A 14924-nucleotide genomic window follows, 5' to 3' on the forward strand; every position below is an offset into this window, starting at 1 on the left:
ACGCGTCCCCGGACGACGCTCGCAAGGTCGCTGCTCACTCCGACATCAGCACTACCGAGAAAATATGACCGCACTGTGCTCGAGGCTGCAGATCGCCTTGCGGATGTCAGAAAGCGGCGCCGTGAACAGAGTGGTAACGGTAGCGGTGACGGGTTTCTCGCAAGCTATTGAAATCGCTAAATGTTAATTTTTTCTCGCTTAACCCGCCCTTAAATCGCCGCATCTACTCTGCAACCCGAGCGCCATAGGCATCGGGACAGACAGCGCAACGCATGGCGAACCGCAAAGACCGCATCGAACCGAGCTTCGAGGGATCATCCAGGGCGAAATCCTCGGCCGGCCTTTCGGTGAGTGAGGAGGACCGCGTCGTGCCGAGCAACCGCAAGGCTCCCGCAAAGCGCAAGCCCGCCAAGGGTAAATCCTCGCGTGGCGGGCGCGGCAAGAGCCGACGCGGCTTGTTCGGCGTGCTCGGCCGGCTGTTCTACTGGTGCTTCGTGCTGGCCATCTGGGGCGGCATCGCCGTCGCCGGCCTTGTCATCTACTACGGCGCGAAAATGCCGGCGGCCACGACATGGTCCATTCCTGACCGCGCGCCCAACATCAAGATCGTCTCCGTTGACGGGAAGCTGCTTGCCAATCGCGGTATGAGCGGCGGCGAGGCCGTCGGCCTGCATGAGATGTCGCCCTATATTCCCGAGGCGGTCATCGCCATTGAGGATCGTCGCTTCTACTCGCATTTCGGCGTCGATCCGATAGGCCTGTCGCGCGCCATGGTGACCAATCTGCTCGGCGGACATTTCTCGCAGGGCGGCTCGACGCTGACACAGCAGCTGGCGAAGAACCTGTTCCTGACGCCCGACCGCACGCTGGAACGCAAGGTGCAGGAAGTGCTTCTGGCGCTGTGGCTTGAGCACAAGCACACCAAGGACCAGATCCTCGAAATGTACCTCAACCGGGTCTATTTCGGCTCGGGCGCCTTTGGTGTCGAAGCCGCTTCGCGTCGTTATTTTGGCAAGAGCGCCCGTGATGTCACCCTATCGGAGGCGGCACTTCTGGCCGGCCTGTTGAAGGCGCCGTCGCGGCTGTCGCCGGCACGCGACCCCAAGGCCGCGGAGGAACGTTCGCAGCTCGTGCTCGCCGCCATGCGCGACGAGGGCAAGATCAGCGCCAAGGAGATGGCGTCGGCGATGAGCGCGCCGGCGACGCGCGCGCCGTCCTACTGGACCGGCTCGGAGAACTACGTCGCCGATACCGTGATGGAAGAGCTGCCGGACCTGATCGGCGACGTGCGCGGCGACATCGTCGTCGATACCACGGTCGATCTGACGCTGCAGAAGCTCGCCGAACAATCGATACGTCGTCTCATCGACGAAAGCGGCAAGAAGCTGAACGTCAGTCAGGGCGCGCTGGTGTCGATCGACAATTCCGGCGCGGTGCGCGCCATGGTCGGTGGCTACGACTACGCCAGCAGCCAGTTCGACCGCGCCTCGGGCGCGCGTCGCCAGCCGGGTTCGGCGTTCAAGCCGTTCGTCTATATGGCGGCGCTCGAAGCCGGCCGTACCCCTGACAGTATCCGCAACGACGCGCCAATCAAGATCGGCAACTGGACGCCCGACAATTACGGCGGCAAATATTTTGGCAAGGTGACGCTGGCGACGGCCTTGGCGAAATCGCTGAATTCGGTGGCGGCACAGCTGACCATGGAAGTCGGTCCGAACGCGGTCGTCGAGACAGCGCATCGCATGGGCATCCAGTCCGATCTGCAGGCCAATACCTCGATCGCGCTCGGCACCTCCGAGGTGACGCCGCTGGAGCTGACATCGGCCTATGTTCCCTTCGCCAATGGCGGCTACAAGCCAGACATCCATTTCATCCGCCGCGTGACGACGACCGACGGCAAGGTGCTCTACGAGAACCATGACGACAGTGCGCCGCGCGTTGTCAGCCCGGAGGTCGTCGGCATGATGAACTCGATGATGATGGGCACGGTTGAGTTCGGCTCGGCAAAGAAGGCGGCCTTCGCCTGGCCGGCGGCGGGCAAGACCGGAACCAGCCAGAACTCGCGCGACGCCTGGTTCGTCGGCTACACCGCCAATCTCACCACAGGCGTGTGGTTCGGCAATGATGATGGCAGCGCGATGAAGAAGGTGACCGGCGGCGCACTGCCGGCGCAGGCCTGGCACGAGTTCATGGTCGCCGCGCATGAGGGCGTGCCGGTGCGGCCGCTGCCTGGAACGTGGAAATCGACGCCCGCCGACACCGTCGTGCCCGACGATATACCCTCGGTCGACAACAACCAGGCGGCGCCGGTTCCGTCCGCATCCGTCGGCCAGCAGGCGGCGCCGCAGCCCCCCGCACCGGTTACCCAGCCGGCCGCGCCGGTCCGCGCCGCGCGCCCTGCCCAGACTGTCGATGCCGATGACTTGGCCATGCCGGACGACAATGGCGCCACGGCGTCGATCAAGCACCCCGTACCGCCCGGCGATGTCGGGGGACCGACGAAGAAGCGCAAGACTTCGATCCTCGACATTCTTGGTGGCGGCTGAGCGTCAATCCGCCACTCGCCACCGCTGTCGTGTTCGGCTACATCTCCGCCCGGAGATTTCGACATGGCTGAACCCGACACCAGAAAAACCATCGTGCTGACCGGCGCCAGCCGGGGCATCGGCCATGCCACGGTCAAGCGCTTTTCGCGCGAGGGCTGGCGCGTCATCACCTGTTCGCGACAGGCCTTCGCCGAGGATTGCCCGTGGCCTGCGGGCCCGGAAGATCACATCAAGGTCGATCTCGCCGACCAGGAAGATGTCGGCATCGCCGTCTCGGAAATCCGGCATCGCCTGGAAGCGCATGGCGGCCAGTTGCACGCGCTGGTCAACAATGCCGGCATCTCGCCGAAGCTCAAGGACGGCAACAGCCGCATGAACTCGATCGACACGCCGATGCATGTCTGGCGCGATGTGTTCCAGGTCAATTTCTTTGCGCCGATCATGCTGGCGCGGGGGCTGTTCAAGGAGTTGGCGGCTGCCAAAGGCTCGATCGTCAACGTCACCTCGATCGCCGGCACGCGCGTGCATCCCTTCGCCGGCACGGCCTATGCCACGTCGAAGGCGGCGCTCGGCTCGCTGACGCGCGAGATGGCGCATGATTTTGGCCCGCACGGCATTCGCGTCAACGCGATTGCGCCGGGCGAGATCGATACGGCGATCCTGTCGCCGGGCACGGACAAGATCGTGGAGACGATCCCGCTGAGAAGGCTTGGCACCACGGCCGAGGTCGCGGATATCATCTACTTCCTGTGCTCGCAGCAGGCGTCCTACGTGACGGGCTCGGAAATCCACATCAATGGCGGCCAGCACGTGTGAGCGACCGACTTCCGGGAGAATGGTTCACCGTTTCACGGAAACGGCGAACCATTCTCCCTCTTTGATTGACGCAATCTCGGACGGAAAACCGCTTCACACTTTTCCTGAAATTGCTTTAGGGACGGCTCATCCGACCATGGTGAGAACGGCCTTGCCGCTGATGGTGCGCTGTCGCAGTGCGTCGAGGGCCTGGGCGATGTCTGTCCACGGCATGGTCAAGGCCACGCGGGTTTCCAGCCGGCCAGCCGCGACCAGGGTGAGCAGCGAGGCGATGTCCGCGCCAATGCCCGAGCCAGAAGTGTAATAGGCGAAGGTTTGAAGCCTCGCGCCCTCATGGCCCGGAACGAACTGGCGGAATCCGATGGGGGTGAGTTCGCCGCTGCTCGAGCCGAACATGACAATGGTGCCGCCAGGCGCGACCCGTTCGATCGCGTGTGCGAGGCTTTCGCCGCCGACCGACTCGGTGATCAGCGAAAACGTCCCCTCAGCCAGTTCGATCGCTTCGACAACCCGCTCGGCTCCAAGATTACGGAGATCCTCGGCATGCCTCGCGGCGGCGATCGCGGTCACCGAGGCGCCCTGCTCGCGGGCGAGCTGGACCTGGAAACGGCCGACCGCACCGCTTGCGCCGGTGATCAGGACCCGCCGGCCGGCCAGGTCACCGCCATGGCGCAAAGTCCTCAGCGCCGTCGTGCCCGCGACCGGAAGCGTGGCTGCCGAGACGAAGCTGACCTCAACCGGCAGGACGGCGAGACGGTCGGTTGCAACGGCGACACGTTCGGCCCAGCCGGCCTCGTCGACCAAGGCCACGACCCGGGTGCCAACGGCCGGCCCGGAGCCATCGACTGCTGCCCGTTCGACAATCCCAACGATGTCCTGGCCAGGTATCCAGCCGTTCGGACGTATGGTGAGCAGGCGCAGTTCGCCGCGGTTCAACGAGGTTGCGTGGACCGAGACAAGCGCCTCGTTCGCCAACGGCTGAGGTTCCTCGACCTCGGCGAGCCTCAGTCCGGTGGCGTTGGCGGGAGACATGACCAGGGCGAGCATGGGGTCGTACCTTCTTGCTGGTTGGATGCCGGCTTCCTTGGAAGCTCGGCAAGCGGACCCACTCGAAGTACCCATCGTGGTCGCGGGTCATTCCGGCGATGGGGTGCGGAGCGTCGATCAGATGTACCGGTGGCTGCCTTGCACAGAACGGAGCCTATCGACTTCCCTGGCAAAGGAATTTAGCTATCATGGCATTTAATCTCTAAAAGTCATCAATCATGAGGCAGCCCCTTCACTACCCCTGGCTCAATTTCGATGTGGATGAGCTTTCCACGCCGGCAATTGCCGTGCGCGTTGACGTCCCCGACACCAGGGCGGAGGTCGCCTTCCATCGGCACCGCAAAGGCCAACTCGTCTTCGCACTCGGAGGCGGCGTCACATGCCACGTCCCAAGCGGCTTGTGGATGGTGCCGCCTCATTGCGGGGTGTGGATTCCCAGCGACATGGAGCACAGCAATGTCGCGACGGCCAATGCCCGGATCTTCTTCGTGTACATTGAACCGGGAGCCGCCGACCTTCCGGATCGGTGCTGCACGCTTTCGATCTCGCCGCTGCTGCGCGAACTGATCATCGAGCTGTCCGATCGCGTGGAGGATGATGAGGCGAGGGGCGAGCTCTTGACCAAGACCCTGCTTACCGAGTTGCCGCGTATGCCTGTCCAGCAACTGCATCTGCCGATATCCTCCGAGCCGCGCTTGAGGCGGATCGCCGAAGCGTTGGCGCAAGATCCAGCCGACCGAAGCACCCTCGCACAATGGGCCAACCGCGTTGCACTCGGCGAGAGCAGTCTCGCTCGTCTCGTCGTGAAGGAGACTGGCTTAAGCTTCGGCCGCTGGCGCCAGCAATTGCACTTGATCGTTGCGATAAGGGAGCTGGCTTCGGGCGCAAGCGTTCAGCAGGTCTCGGGCGCTCTCGGCTATGGTTCCGTCACGGCCTTCATCACCATGTTCAAGAAGGCCCTCGGCAAGCCTCCCGCACAGTATCTCAGCAGCATCGCACAGAACGGCGGTTCTGCATTTGCCCGATCAGCTTAGGCCGCGGACGGCACGGCGGCCCGCCCCAGCACTTCCTCGACAATGCCGCGCGCGATCTCGCGCTCGCCCATGATCACCGTATCGGCGCCCAGCCCCTTGAGATGCTCGACCTCGGCATCGGAATGGGCGCGGGCGATGACGTTGATCTTCGGATTGGCGGCGCGTGCCCGCAGCACGATCTGGCCGGCCTCGAAGGCATTGGGAATGGCAAGGATCAGGCGGCTGGCGCCCTCCGGGTTGGCGGCGGCGAACACTTCGGCATTGGCCGCGTTGCCGGCCACGGTTTCGATGCCGTCGGCCTTGAGCCGTGCCAGTGTCTTGTCGGCGTCCTCAATGACGAGGAAGGGTAGGGCAGCCTCTTTCAGCGCCGCTCCGACGAGGCCGCCGACCCGTCCGTAGCCGATCAGAATGGCGTGGTTGCTGAGCGTGGTCTTGGGCGGCGGGCCGTCTTCCTTCGCGACCGCAGCAGCGACCGATGCCACTTGGCCGGGCTCGGTCGCAGGACCGACCGGCTTTGCCTCGGCGGGCGGCGCGGTTCTGGCGGCGCGCTTGTCGAGCCACGGCTTCATGCGGTCCAGTGCCATGAACATCAGCGGGTTGAGGACGATCGAGAGGATGGCGCCGGCGAGAATGAGATCGCGCCCCTGTTCGGGCAGCAGATTCAAGCCGACCCCGAGTTCAGCCAGGATGAAGGAAAACTCGCCGATCTGGGCAAGGCTCGCCGAAATCATCAGCGCCGTGGCGATGGGATAGCCAAAGGCAAGGACGATGACGAACGCCGCCAGCGACTTGCCGAGGACGATGATGACCAGCGTCGCCAGGATCGGCCAGCCATTGCTGATCAGGCTGAACGGATCGAACAGCATGCCGACCGAGACGAAGAACAGCACGGAGAAGGCGTCGCGCAGCGGCAGCGACTCCTCGGCGGCCCGATGGGAGAGTTCGGATTCGCTCATAATCATCCCGGCGAAGAAGGCGCCCAGCGCCAGCGACACGCCGAACAGTTTTGCCGCGCCGAAGGCGACGCCAAGCGCAATCGCCAGCACGGCCAGCCGGAACAGTTCGCGCGAGCCGGTATGGGCGACATAATGCAGGATCCAGGGAATGACCCGGCGGCCGACCACCAGCATGACGACGACGAAGGCGGCGACCTTGGCCAGGGTGATGCCAACTACGCCCCATATGCCATAGCTGGCTGGCAGCGATAGCAGGCCGCTTGAGTGAACGGTCGCCTGTTCCTGCCCGCCCAGCACGCCGGCAAGTGCTGGCAACAGCACCAGCGCCAGAACCATGGCAAGGTCCTCGACGATCAGCCAGCCGACGGCGATGCGGCCGCGTTCCGTCTCGATCAGGCGGCGTTCTTGCAAGGCGCGCAGCAGCACCACGGTCGAGGCGACCGACAGCGCCAGGCCAAAGACAAGGCCGGCGCCCATCGTCCAGCCGAGCATCCAGGACAGGCCGGCGCCGAGTGCCGTGGCGAAGCCGATCTGCACGATGGCGCCGGGCACGGCGATGGCGCGGACCGACAACAGGTCCTTCAGCGAGAAGTGCAGGCCGACGCCGAACATCAGCAGGATGACGCCGATCTCGGCGAGTTCATTGGCCAGGCCTGCATCGGCGACGAAGCCGGGTGTGTTCGGCCCGACCAGCACGCCGGCGATCAGATATCCTACGAGAGGCGGTATTCGGAAACGGTTGGCGAGAGCGCCGAAGACGAAAGCCAGCCCCAGACCGGCGACAATGGTGGCGATAAGGGGCGTGTCATGCGGCATTGTCTATGGAGCGCCTTTCGAAATAACGATGTCGGATGTGCGCCGCCCGAAGCCGCCGCCTTTCCAATATGGTGGATGGGGGGTCGTCGATGCAACCCGCAAAACCGTGAAATCGACCGCCCAGGTGCAAATAGCCTTTCGCCCGACGAGGTGGTCGCCAGCGGAGTGGAACTCGTCGTGAAAAAGCTGCCCCGGGTGGGGCAGCTTTGGCTTCGAGTGACCGTTACCCTGGCGCGGCTATCAGGCTGCCTGCAGCAAGGTCTCGATATCGAAAATAGCGTGGTTGGTCAGTGTTTTGGGAATTTCGGCGGTCACCTTGTCCGTGACTTCCTTGTGGAGTTTCTTTCGCATCGCACCGAGCACAAGAGGTGGTGCGACCAACACGATCTGATCGAAAACACCCTTATGCGCGAGCTTGTAGAGGCGACCGGCTATCTCTTCGGCGAAGCGTTCCTTCCCGATGCGGTGCCAGTCGGTCTCCTCGACGGCGCTGCGGTGGACGGACGGTCCGTCATTGTAGCGACCGGGGCTGTCTGTACCCTGTTCCCGCGTGGCTGGATTGTCCTGCTTCATCTCATGCACGACCTGAAGATTGGGGTAGGTGTTGTCGCCCATATTCTTGAGGAAGAGCGCCTTTTCGCCATCGGCGACCATCACCCAGACCCCATGTTTCAAATTGATGGTGTTCATGACGCTCTCCTTTTCGGCTTTGTGGCCTGCTGACGCGCTTGGCGGGTCAACAGGCCGGGACTGAGGAACGTCCGGTCGAACTGGAATGTTCCGCATTCCGTTCGCGATGAAATTGGGCAGAGCATGCCGACGCGGATCGTGAAGTCCGCCAGGTTTGGCCAAGTTGGAATGGTTGCGGCTTTAATCTACTAAGTTGGTAGAATTTAGAAAAAACTATTTTGCCTGGCGGTCTTCCAGGCGCTAGAAAGACCATGGATCAAGGTCCGCCACAGCGACTTGAATCCGCCTTGCGTTTGAATGTGGAATAATTTTCTCTTCGCTCTTGAGCTTTAAGAAAAGCGATTGCCTCTTATACGGCAGTGCGCGAGTGGGTTCCTTCTGGTTTTTGGCGCTCGCGCGTAAAACTGCCGGATTGTTCAGGTTCCCTTCGCCGCCATGTCGCATGCATCCTCCAAGCTCAATGCCTTCCCCGTCTTCATGCGGGTCGAGGGTGGAGTCGTGACCATCGTCGGCAATGGCGAGGAGGCGCTGGCCAAGGCAAGGTTGATCGGCCAGTCGAGCGCGGTGCTGCGCATCATCGCCGACGATGCCGAACCCGGCCTTTTGACATTCATCGCTCAGAGCGGTGCCATTCACATCGATGCCGCTTATGAAGGCGCCCATATCGAAGGCGCCGTCATGGTGTTTGCCGCCAGCGGCGACGAGGCACTCGATCGTCGTGTCGTCGCCGATGCGCGCCGGCTTCGTATTCCTGTCAACGCCGTCGACAGGCCGGAACTCTGCGATTTCTTCACGCCGGCGCTGGTCAACCGCGCGCCGGTCGCCATTGCCATCGGCACGGAAGGCGCTGGCCCCGTGCTTGCCCAGATACTGCGCGGTCGCATCGACCGCATGCTGTCGCCATCGCTCGGCTCGCTTGCAGCACTTGCCGCTTCGTTTCGTGGTGCCGCCGAGAAGTTGCTGCCGAAGGGCAACGCCCGCCGCCGCTTCTGGAACGACTTTTTCGGTGGTGAGCCGGCCCGCGCCGTGGAGGCAGGCCAGCTTTCGCAGGCACATGATGCCGCTGTCGACCTGCTGCTTTCGAATGCGCCCGCCTTGGGTCACATCGCCTTGGTCGGCGCCGGCCCCGGCGCGGAAGACCTGCTGACGCTGCGCGCCCATCGCCTGCTGATGGAAGCCGACGTGATCGTTTATGATGCGCTGGTGCCGGAAGCGGTTGTCGCCATGGGCCGCCGCGATGCCGAGCGCCTGCCGGTGGGCAAGCGCAAGGGCTGCCATACCAAGAGCCAGGCCGAGATCAATACGCTGCTGGTCGAGCTTGGCCGTGAAGGCAAGCGCGTGGTGCGGCTGAAGTCGGGCGATCCGCTGGTGTTCGGCAGGGCCGGCGAGGAAATGGCTGTTCTCCGCGATGCCGGCATCGCCTACGAGGTGGTCCCGGGTGTTACCGCCGCCTTCGCCGCCGCCGCCGATTTCGAATTGCCGCTTACCTTGCGCGGTGTTTCCTCGTCGATGGTGTTCACCACCGGTCACGACCTCAAGGGGAATTCGCTGCCCGACTGGGCCAAGCTCGCCATTTCCGGCGCCACTGTCGCCGTCTATATGGGTCGTTCGGTCGCGGCCGAGGTTGCCGGCCGGCTGATCGAAGCCGGGCTTTCGCCGGACACGGCGGTCGCCGTGGTGGAGAATGCCAGCCTGGCCAATCGTCGCCGGTTCCATGGCACGCTAGCCGACCTGCCGTCGCTTGAAGCGCGCGTCGATCTGACCGGCCCGGTCATGACGATCATCGGCGACGCTGTCGCCGGCGCCAATTTTGAACGGTCAGAACCGCTCGCCGCACACAGGCATGAAGGCGCGTCCATCGCTGCCGCCGAAGGAGTTCAGCCATGAAGATATTGACCGCCAATCGCCTCGGCGATGGCATTGCCGTCTGGTACGCGGATGGCGGCTGGGCCGAGACGGTGGACCAGGCCGACCTTGCGCATGACAAGGCGGCCGAGGACCGGCTGGAGGCGATCGGCGCCAAGGCCTATGCCGACAACGAAGTGGTCGACGTCAATCTGATTGATGCGGATGTCGTCAACGGCATTGTCGAACCGGTGCGGTTGCGCGAGAAGATCCGCGCCGCCGGACCCACCATCCGCGGCGATCTCGGCAAGCAGGCTGCCCGGGCAGCCCAGTAAGACACCAGGCACGGGCGGACGCGCCCTGAAAGACGACGAAGCATGTACCGTTACGATGAGTTCGACCACGATTTTGTCCAGGCCCGCGTCGCCGAATTCAGCGACCAGGTCCCCCGCCGGCTTTCCGGTGAAATCACCGAGGAGCAGTTCCGGCCGCTGCGGCTGATGAACGGCGTCTACCTTCAGTTGCACGCCTACATGCTGCGCATCGCGGTGCCCTACGGCACGCTGAACGGCAAGCAGTTGCGCATGCTCGGCCACATCGCCCGCAAATACGACAAGGGCTACGGCCACTTCACCACGCGCCAGAACATCCAGTTCAACTGGCCGGCACTGTCCGACATTCCAGCGATCCTGGAGGATCTGGCCAGCGTCGAGATGCACGCCATCCAGACCAGCGGCAACTGCATCCGCAATGTCACCGCCGACCATTTCGCCGGTGCCGCCGCCGATGAGGTCGCGGACCCGCGTCCCTATGCGGAAATCCTGCGCCAGTGGTCGTCCGTGCATCCGGAATTTTCGTTCCTGCCGCGCAAGTTCAAGATCGCGGTGACAGGCGCCGAGCGCGACCGCGCCGCCATCCAGACGCATGATATCGGCCTGCATGTGAAGAAGAACGCGGCCGGCGAGCTTGGTTTCGCCGTCTATATCGGCGGTGGCCAGGGTCGCACGCCGATGGTCGCCAGGAAGATCCGCGACTTCCTGCCCGAGGCCGACCTGTTGTCCTACTGCACGGCGATCCTGCGCGTTTACAACCTGAACGGGCGGCGCGACAACAAGTACAAGGCGCGCATCAAGATCCTCGTCCACGAGATAGGTGTCGACGAGATCACGCGCCAGGTCGAGGCCGAGTGGCAGGAGTTGAAGGACGCCGAGCTGAAACTGCCGGACGCCGACATCCGCGCCATCGAAGCCTATTTCGCGCCACCGGCGCTCGCCGAGCGGCCGGAAGGCGACGCGGCGGTCAAACTCGCCCGCCTCGACTCCAAGAGTTTTTCGGATTGGCTCGACCAGAATGTGGTGACGCATCGCCATCCCGACTATGCGGCGGTGACCATCTCGTTGAAGGGCATTGGCGAGGTGCCTGGCGATGCCTCGGACAGCCAGATGGAAGCGGTCGCCGACATCGCCGAGAAATACGCCTTCGACGAGCTGCGCGTCAGCCATGAGCAGAATCTGATCCTGCCGCACGTGGCGCGCGCCGACCTCAAGGCTGTCCATGACGCACTGGTCGAGATTGGACTGGCGACGGCCAATTCCAACCTGATCTCGGACATCATCGCGTGCCCAGGCCTCGACTATTGCGCGCTGGCAACGGCGCGTTCGATACCGATAGCGCAGGAAATTTCGCTGCGCTTCGCCTCGCTGGAACGGCAGCGCGAGATCGGCGAGCTGAAGCTGAAGATCTCCGGCTGCATCAACGCCTGCGGCCATCACCATGTCGGCCATATCGGCATCCTTGGCGTCGAGAAGAAGGGCACCGAGCTCTACCAGGTCACGCTCGGCGGTTCGGCCGACGAGAACACTTCGGTCGGCGAGATCATCGGCCGCGGCTTTAGTTCAGAAGAGATCACGGACGCCATCGAGACGATCGTCGACACCTATCTCGGCCTTCGGCTCGACCCCCAGGAAAAATTCATCGACGCCTACCGCCGTGTCGGTCCCGCGCCGTTCAAGGAGGCGCTCTATGCTGGCGAAGCCAAGGCCGCTTGACCGCATCGACGAGGCCGATGACGGCATCGTCGCCAAGGCGGCGGGATTCGATGCACTCTATGGTCATCTGAACCCGCTCGAGATCATCGAACGCGCGGCCAATGATCTGTTTCACGACGAGATCGCGGCCGTATCGTCCTTTGGGGCGGATTCGGCGGTGCTGCTGCACATGATCTCCGAGATAGACCGTACTTTGCCGGTCATCTTCCTCGACACGGGCAAGCATTTCGAGGAGACGCTCGGCTATCGCGACGCGCTTGCCGCCGATTTCGGGCTGACCAATGTCCGGGTGATAAAGCCCGAAGAGGCGGCGCTTGAACGGATCGACCCGACGGGCAACCTGCATCAGACCAACACTGATGCCTGCTGCGACGTGCGCAAGGTCGAGCCGCTGGCACGTGGTGTTGCGCCCTTCCGCGCCTGGCTCACCGGCCGCAAGCGCTTCCAGGCGACGACGCGGGCGGCCCTGCCGGTATTCGAGGCGGTCGGCCCGCGCATTCGCATCAATCCGCTTGCGCATTGGACGACATCCGACCAGGCCGATTACATGCGCGTGCATGCGCTGCGCGAAAATCCGCTGGTCGCCTACGGCTATCTGTCGATCGGCTGTTTCCCGTGCACGCAGCCGGTGCAGCCGGGCGAGGACGCGCGCAGCGGTCGCTGGGCTGGTCATGCCAAGACCGAATGCGGTATTCATCTGTCGGGATTAGAGAAGTCGCTGACCGACGCATCCCTATAGGAATTTTTTTGATGACCGAACCAACTCCGGGGATCGCTACCCGCCTCTGGACCCCGACGGGTTTTCGCGAGGACGACTGGGCTCATGCTGAAAGCGCTGATGCGCTGTCCGGCAACGGCCGGTTCATTCTGCCGCTGCAAGTGTTCCTTGACCTTGACCCGGAGGCGCGCCGCTCGGCGAAGGAGCGCCTCGGCGTCCTGCTGCAGCCCGGCGATCAACTCGACAAGATCGTCGATCTGCTCGACCAGTTGTCGCTGGTGGCGCTGGCTTTTCCTGCCTTCAGTGACGGCCGTTCCTTCTCCAAGGGCGAATTGCTGCGCAGCCGCCATCATTTCGAGGGCGCGGTCCGTGCCACCGGCCAGGTGCTGGTCGACCCGTTGCCGCATATGCTGCGGTTGGGCTTCGACGAGTTCGAGATTTCGAATCCGGTGCTGTTGAAGCGCCTGGAGGAGGGTCGCGTTGGCGGATTGGGACTCTACTACCAGCCAACCGCCGTGCCGGAGTCCAAGGGACCCAAATATTCCTGGCGGCGCGTTCGCGCCGGCTGACGCGGCGGTAATTCCGCCCGTCTTTACATCAGCTGTGATCGGGCCTTCTCTTGGCCGCCCGGACGGAAACATCCGCCGGGTGTCGTTCAAGGGTCTTGGAGCGTCCTTTGTGCGCCCTCTGGACGCGCGGAGCTCCAAACGGGAGGAGATCATGGATTTCGACTATGTCATCGCTGGCGGCGGGTCCGCCGGCTGCACGCTTGCCGCGCGCCTCTCCGAAGATCCGTCCAAGACCGTCTGCCTGATCGAAGCCGGGGGCGAAGGCAAGGACCTGCTTATCCGCGCGCCGGCAGGCATCATCGCGCTGCTGCCCGGCCGACCCAAGATCAGCAACTGGGGCTTCGAGACGGTGCCGCAGCAAGGGCTTGGCGGCCGCAAGGGTTATCAACCGCGCGGCAAGGCGCTGGGTGGCTCCAGCGCCATCAATGCCATGCTCTACACGCGTGGGCATCATGGCGACTATGACGAATGGGCCGATCTCGGCTGCGACGGCTGGTCATGGGACGAGGTGCTGCCGTATTTCCGGCGCACCGAAGGCAACCAGCGCGGTGCCGACGCCCTGCATGGCGGCAACGGACCGCTGCGGGTCGGGGAGCAGCAGGAGCCGCGTCCGCTCTCCCGCGCCTTTGTCGAAGCCTGCGGCGAAAACCAGATCCGTCGCAACGATGACTTCAACGGCGTCGAACAGGAAGGGGCCGGACTCTATCAGGTCACGCAGTTCTGGGGCGACCGCCGCAACGGCGAGCGCTGCTCGGCTGCCGCCGCCTATCTGCATCCGGCGATGGACCGGCCGAACCTTACCGTCATCACCGGCGCACACGCCACCGGCATAGTTCTTGAAGGCAAGCGGGCCACCGGGGTGCGCTATCGCATGGGTAAAAGCGAGGCGGTAGCGAAAGCGAAGCGTGAGGTGATCGTTTGCGGCGGCGCCTTCGGCTCACCGCAACTTCTGCTGTTGTCCGGCATTGGTCCAGCGGTCGAGCTTGCCGCTCACGGCATTCCCGTCGCGCATGAACTGCCCGGTGTCGGCAAGAACCTGCAGGATCATCTCGATTTCATCCTGGCTTGGACATCAAAGGATGCCGACATGATGGGCATCGGCCTGCGCGGCCTGCCAAGCCTGGTCAGGCATATTCTGCGCTGGCGAAAAGATGGCACCGGCATGATCGCCACACCCTATGCGGAAGGTGGTGCCTTCCTCAAATCCGATCCGGCGATCGCGCGGCCCGACCTGCAACTGCACTTCTGCATCGCCATCGTCGACGATCACGGCCGCAAGCTGCACATGGGTTATGGCTTCTCCTGTCATGTCTGCGTGCTCAGGCCGCACTCGCGCGGCGAGGTCGGGCTGTCGACGCGGGACCCTCTGGCGCCGCCGCGTATCGACCCGCGCTTCCTGTCGGACGAACGCGATGGCGACCTGCTACTCAAGGGCGTCAGGATGATGCGCGGCATTCTGGAGGCGCCGGCGCTGGCGAAATATCGTGGCAAGGAAATCTACACAGCCGGCGTCACCAGCGATGCCGACCTGATGACGCATATCCGTGCTCGCGCCGATACGATCTATCACCCGGTCGGCACCTGCAAGATGGGCGTCGACGCCATGGCCGTGGTCGATCCACAACTCCGTGTGCGTGGGCTCGAGGCGCTGCGCGTCGTCGACGCCTCGGTGATGCCGACACTGATCGGCGGCAACACCAATGCGCCAACCATCATGATCGCGGAAAAAGCGGCGGACATGATCAAGGCGACTGTCTGATCGGAATTCTGGTCTGTCCAGTTTTTCCGATTTCGACTGTTGTCCAGTGAATCTCGGGCTGCCTTTGTCAGGATCAATAT

12 protein-coding genes are annotated in these 14924 nt (G+C 63.7%); 9 read left to right on the plus strand and 3 right to left on the minus strand.

Annotated elements, in window-relative coordinates:
* Positions 1–272 precede the first annotated feature (272 nt).
* On the plus strand, positions 273–2546 hold the full coding sequence (locus LGH82_RS24725; RefSeq protein ID WP_227345243.1) for a transglycosylase domain-containing protein: 2274 nt from the start codon (positions 273–275) through the stop codon (positions 2544–2546).
* Between the two features lie 63 nt (positions 2547–2609).
* Entirely contained in the window at positions 2610–3362 is a 753-nt protein-coding gene (locus LGH82_RS24730; protein WP_227345244.1) for an SDR family NAD(P)-dependent oxidoreductase, read from the plus strand.
* Between the two features lie 126 nt (positions 3363–3488).
* Here the strand turns inward: LGH82_RS24730 and LGH82_RS24735 are convergent, their stop codons facing one another.
* Positions 3489–4409 (minus strand): zinc-binding dehydrogenase, encoded by a 921-nt coding sequence (locus LGH82_RS24735; protein ID WP_227345245.1) that lies wholly within the window; start codon positions 4407–4409, stop codon positions 3489–3491.
* Between the two features lie 218 nt (positions 4410–4627).
* On the opposite strand from LGH82_RS24735, the gene LGH82_RS24740 reads away from it, so the two are divergent.
* On the plus strand, positions 4628–5443 hold the full coding sequence (locus LGH82_RS24740; RefSeq protein WP_227345246.1) for an AraC family transcriptional regulator: 816 nt from the start codon (positions 4628–4630) through the stop codon (positions 5441–5443).
* Here LGH82_RS24740 and ybaL read toward each other — a convergent pair.
* Positions 5440–7215, minus strand: coding sequence for a YbaL family putative K(+) efflux transporter (ybaL, locus tag LGH82_RS24745; protein WP_227345247.1), 1776 nt, complete (start codon positions 7213–7215; stop codon positions 5440–5442). The genes LGH82_RS24740 and ybaL overlap by 4 nt on opposite strands.
* 240 nt (positions 7216–7455) lie before the next feature.
* A complete protein-coding gene (locus tag LGH82_RS24750; protein ID WP_227345248.1) occupies positions 7456–7905 on the minus strand; it encodes a host attachment protein in 450 nt (149 codons plus the stop codon).
* Between the two features lie 435 nt (positions 7906–8340).
* Between LGH82_RS24750 and cysG the strand changes: the two genes are divergently transcribed.
* The 6 genes from cysG (at position 8341) to LGH82_RS24780 (ending at position 14844) form a co-directional block, all read left to right on the plus strand.
* Positions 8341–9792, plus strand: coding sequence for a siroheme synthase CysG (gene cysG / locus LGH82_RS24755; protein WP_227345249.1), 1452 nt, complete (start codon positions 8341–8343; stop codon positions 9790–9792).
* A complete protein-coding gene (locus LGH82_RS24760; RefSeq protein ID WP_227345250.1) occupies positions 9789–10085 on the plus strand; it encodes a DUF2849 domain-containing protein in 297 nt (98 codons plus the stop codon). The genes cysG and LGH82_RS24760 overlap by 4 nt, the downstream gene beginning before the upstream one ends.
* Positions 10086–10127: 42 nt before the next feature.
* The gene (locus tag LGH82_RS24765) at positions 10128–11798 is read left to right on the plus strand and encodes a nitrite/sulfite reductase (protein WP_227345251.1); all 1671 of its coding nucleotides are present in this window, start codon (positions 10128–10130) and stop codon (positions 11796–11798) included.
* The gene (locus LGH82_RS24770) at positions 11773–12537 is read left to right on the plus strand and encodes a phosphoadenylyl-sulfate reductase (protein ID WP_227345252.1); all 765 of its coding nucleotides are present in this window, start codon (positions 11773–11775) and stop codon (positions 12535–12537) included. The genes LGH82_RS24765 and LGH82_RS24770 overlap by 26 nt, the downstream gene beginning before the upstream one ends.
* An 11-nt stretch (positions 12538–12548) precedes the next feature.
* Complete coding sequence (locus LGH82_RS24775; RefSeq protein ID WP_227345253.1) at positions 12549–13085, plus strand: DUF934 domain-containing protein; 537 nt, start codon at positions 12549–12551, stop codon at positions 13083–13085.
* 151 nt (positions 13086–13236) lie between these two features.
* Positions 13237–14844 (plus strand): GMC family oxidoreductase, encoded by a 1608-nt coding sequence (locus tag LGH82_RS24780; protein ID WP_227345254.1) that lies wholly within the window; start codon positions 13237–13239, stop codon positions 14842–14844.
* Positions 14845–14924: the final 80 nt, after the last annotated feature.

This window comes from Mesorhizobium sp. PAMC28654, from assembly GCF_020616515.1.
Lineage (GTDB): Bacteria > Pseudomonadota > Alphaproteobacteria > Rhizobiales > Rhizobiaceae > Mesorhizobium.

Coding starts and splice junctions, on each gene's coding strand:
- LGH82_RS24725 (WP_227345243.1), top strand. CDS start 273: ATGGCGAACCGCAAAGACCGCATCGAACCGAGCTTCGAGGGATCATCC.
- LGH82_RS24730 (WP_227345244.1), top strand. CDS start 2,610: ATGGCTGAACCCGACACCAGAAAAACCATCGTGCTGACCGGCGCCAGC.
- LGH82_RS24735 (WP_227345245.1), bottom strand. CDS start 4,409: ATGCTCGCCCTGGTCATGTCTCCCGCCAACGCCACCGGACTGAGGCTC.
- LGH82_RS24740 (WP_227345246.1), top strand. CDS start 4,628: ATGAGGCAGCCCCTTCACTACCCCTGGCTCAATTTCGATGTGGATGAG.
- ybaL (WP_227345247.1), bottom strand. CDS start 7,215: ATGCCGCATGACACGCCCCTTATCGCCACCATTGTCGCCGGTCTGGGG.
- LGH82_RS24750 (WP_227345248.1), bottom strand. CDS start 7,905: ATGAACACCATCAATTTGAAACATGGGGTCTGGGTGATGGTCGCCGAT.
- cysG (WP_227345249.1), top strand. CDS start 8,341: ATGTCGCATGCATCCTCCAAGCTCAATGCCTTCCCCGTCTTCATGCGG.
- LGH82_RS24760 (WP_227345250.1), top strand. CDS start 9,789: ATGAAGATATTGACCGCCAATCGCCTCGGCGATGGCATTGCCGTCTGG.
- LGH82_RS24765 (WP_227345251.1), top strand. CDS start 10,128: ATGTACCGTTACGATGAGTTCGACCACGATTTTGTCCAGGCCCGCGTC.
- LGH82_RS24770 (WP_227345252.1), top strand. CDS start 11,773: ATGCTGGCGAAGCCAAGGCCGCTTGACCGCATCGACGAGGCCGATGAC.
- LGH82_RS24775 (WP_227345253.1), top strand. CDS start 12,549: ATGACCGAACCAACTCCGGGGATCGCTACCCGCCTCTGGACCCCGACG.
- LGH82_RS24780 (WP_227345254.1), top strand. CDS start 13,237: ATGGATTTCGACTATGTCATCGCTGGCGGCGGGTCCGCCGGCTGCACG.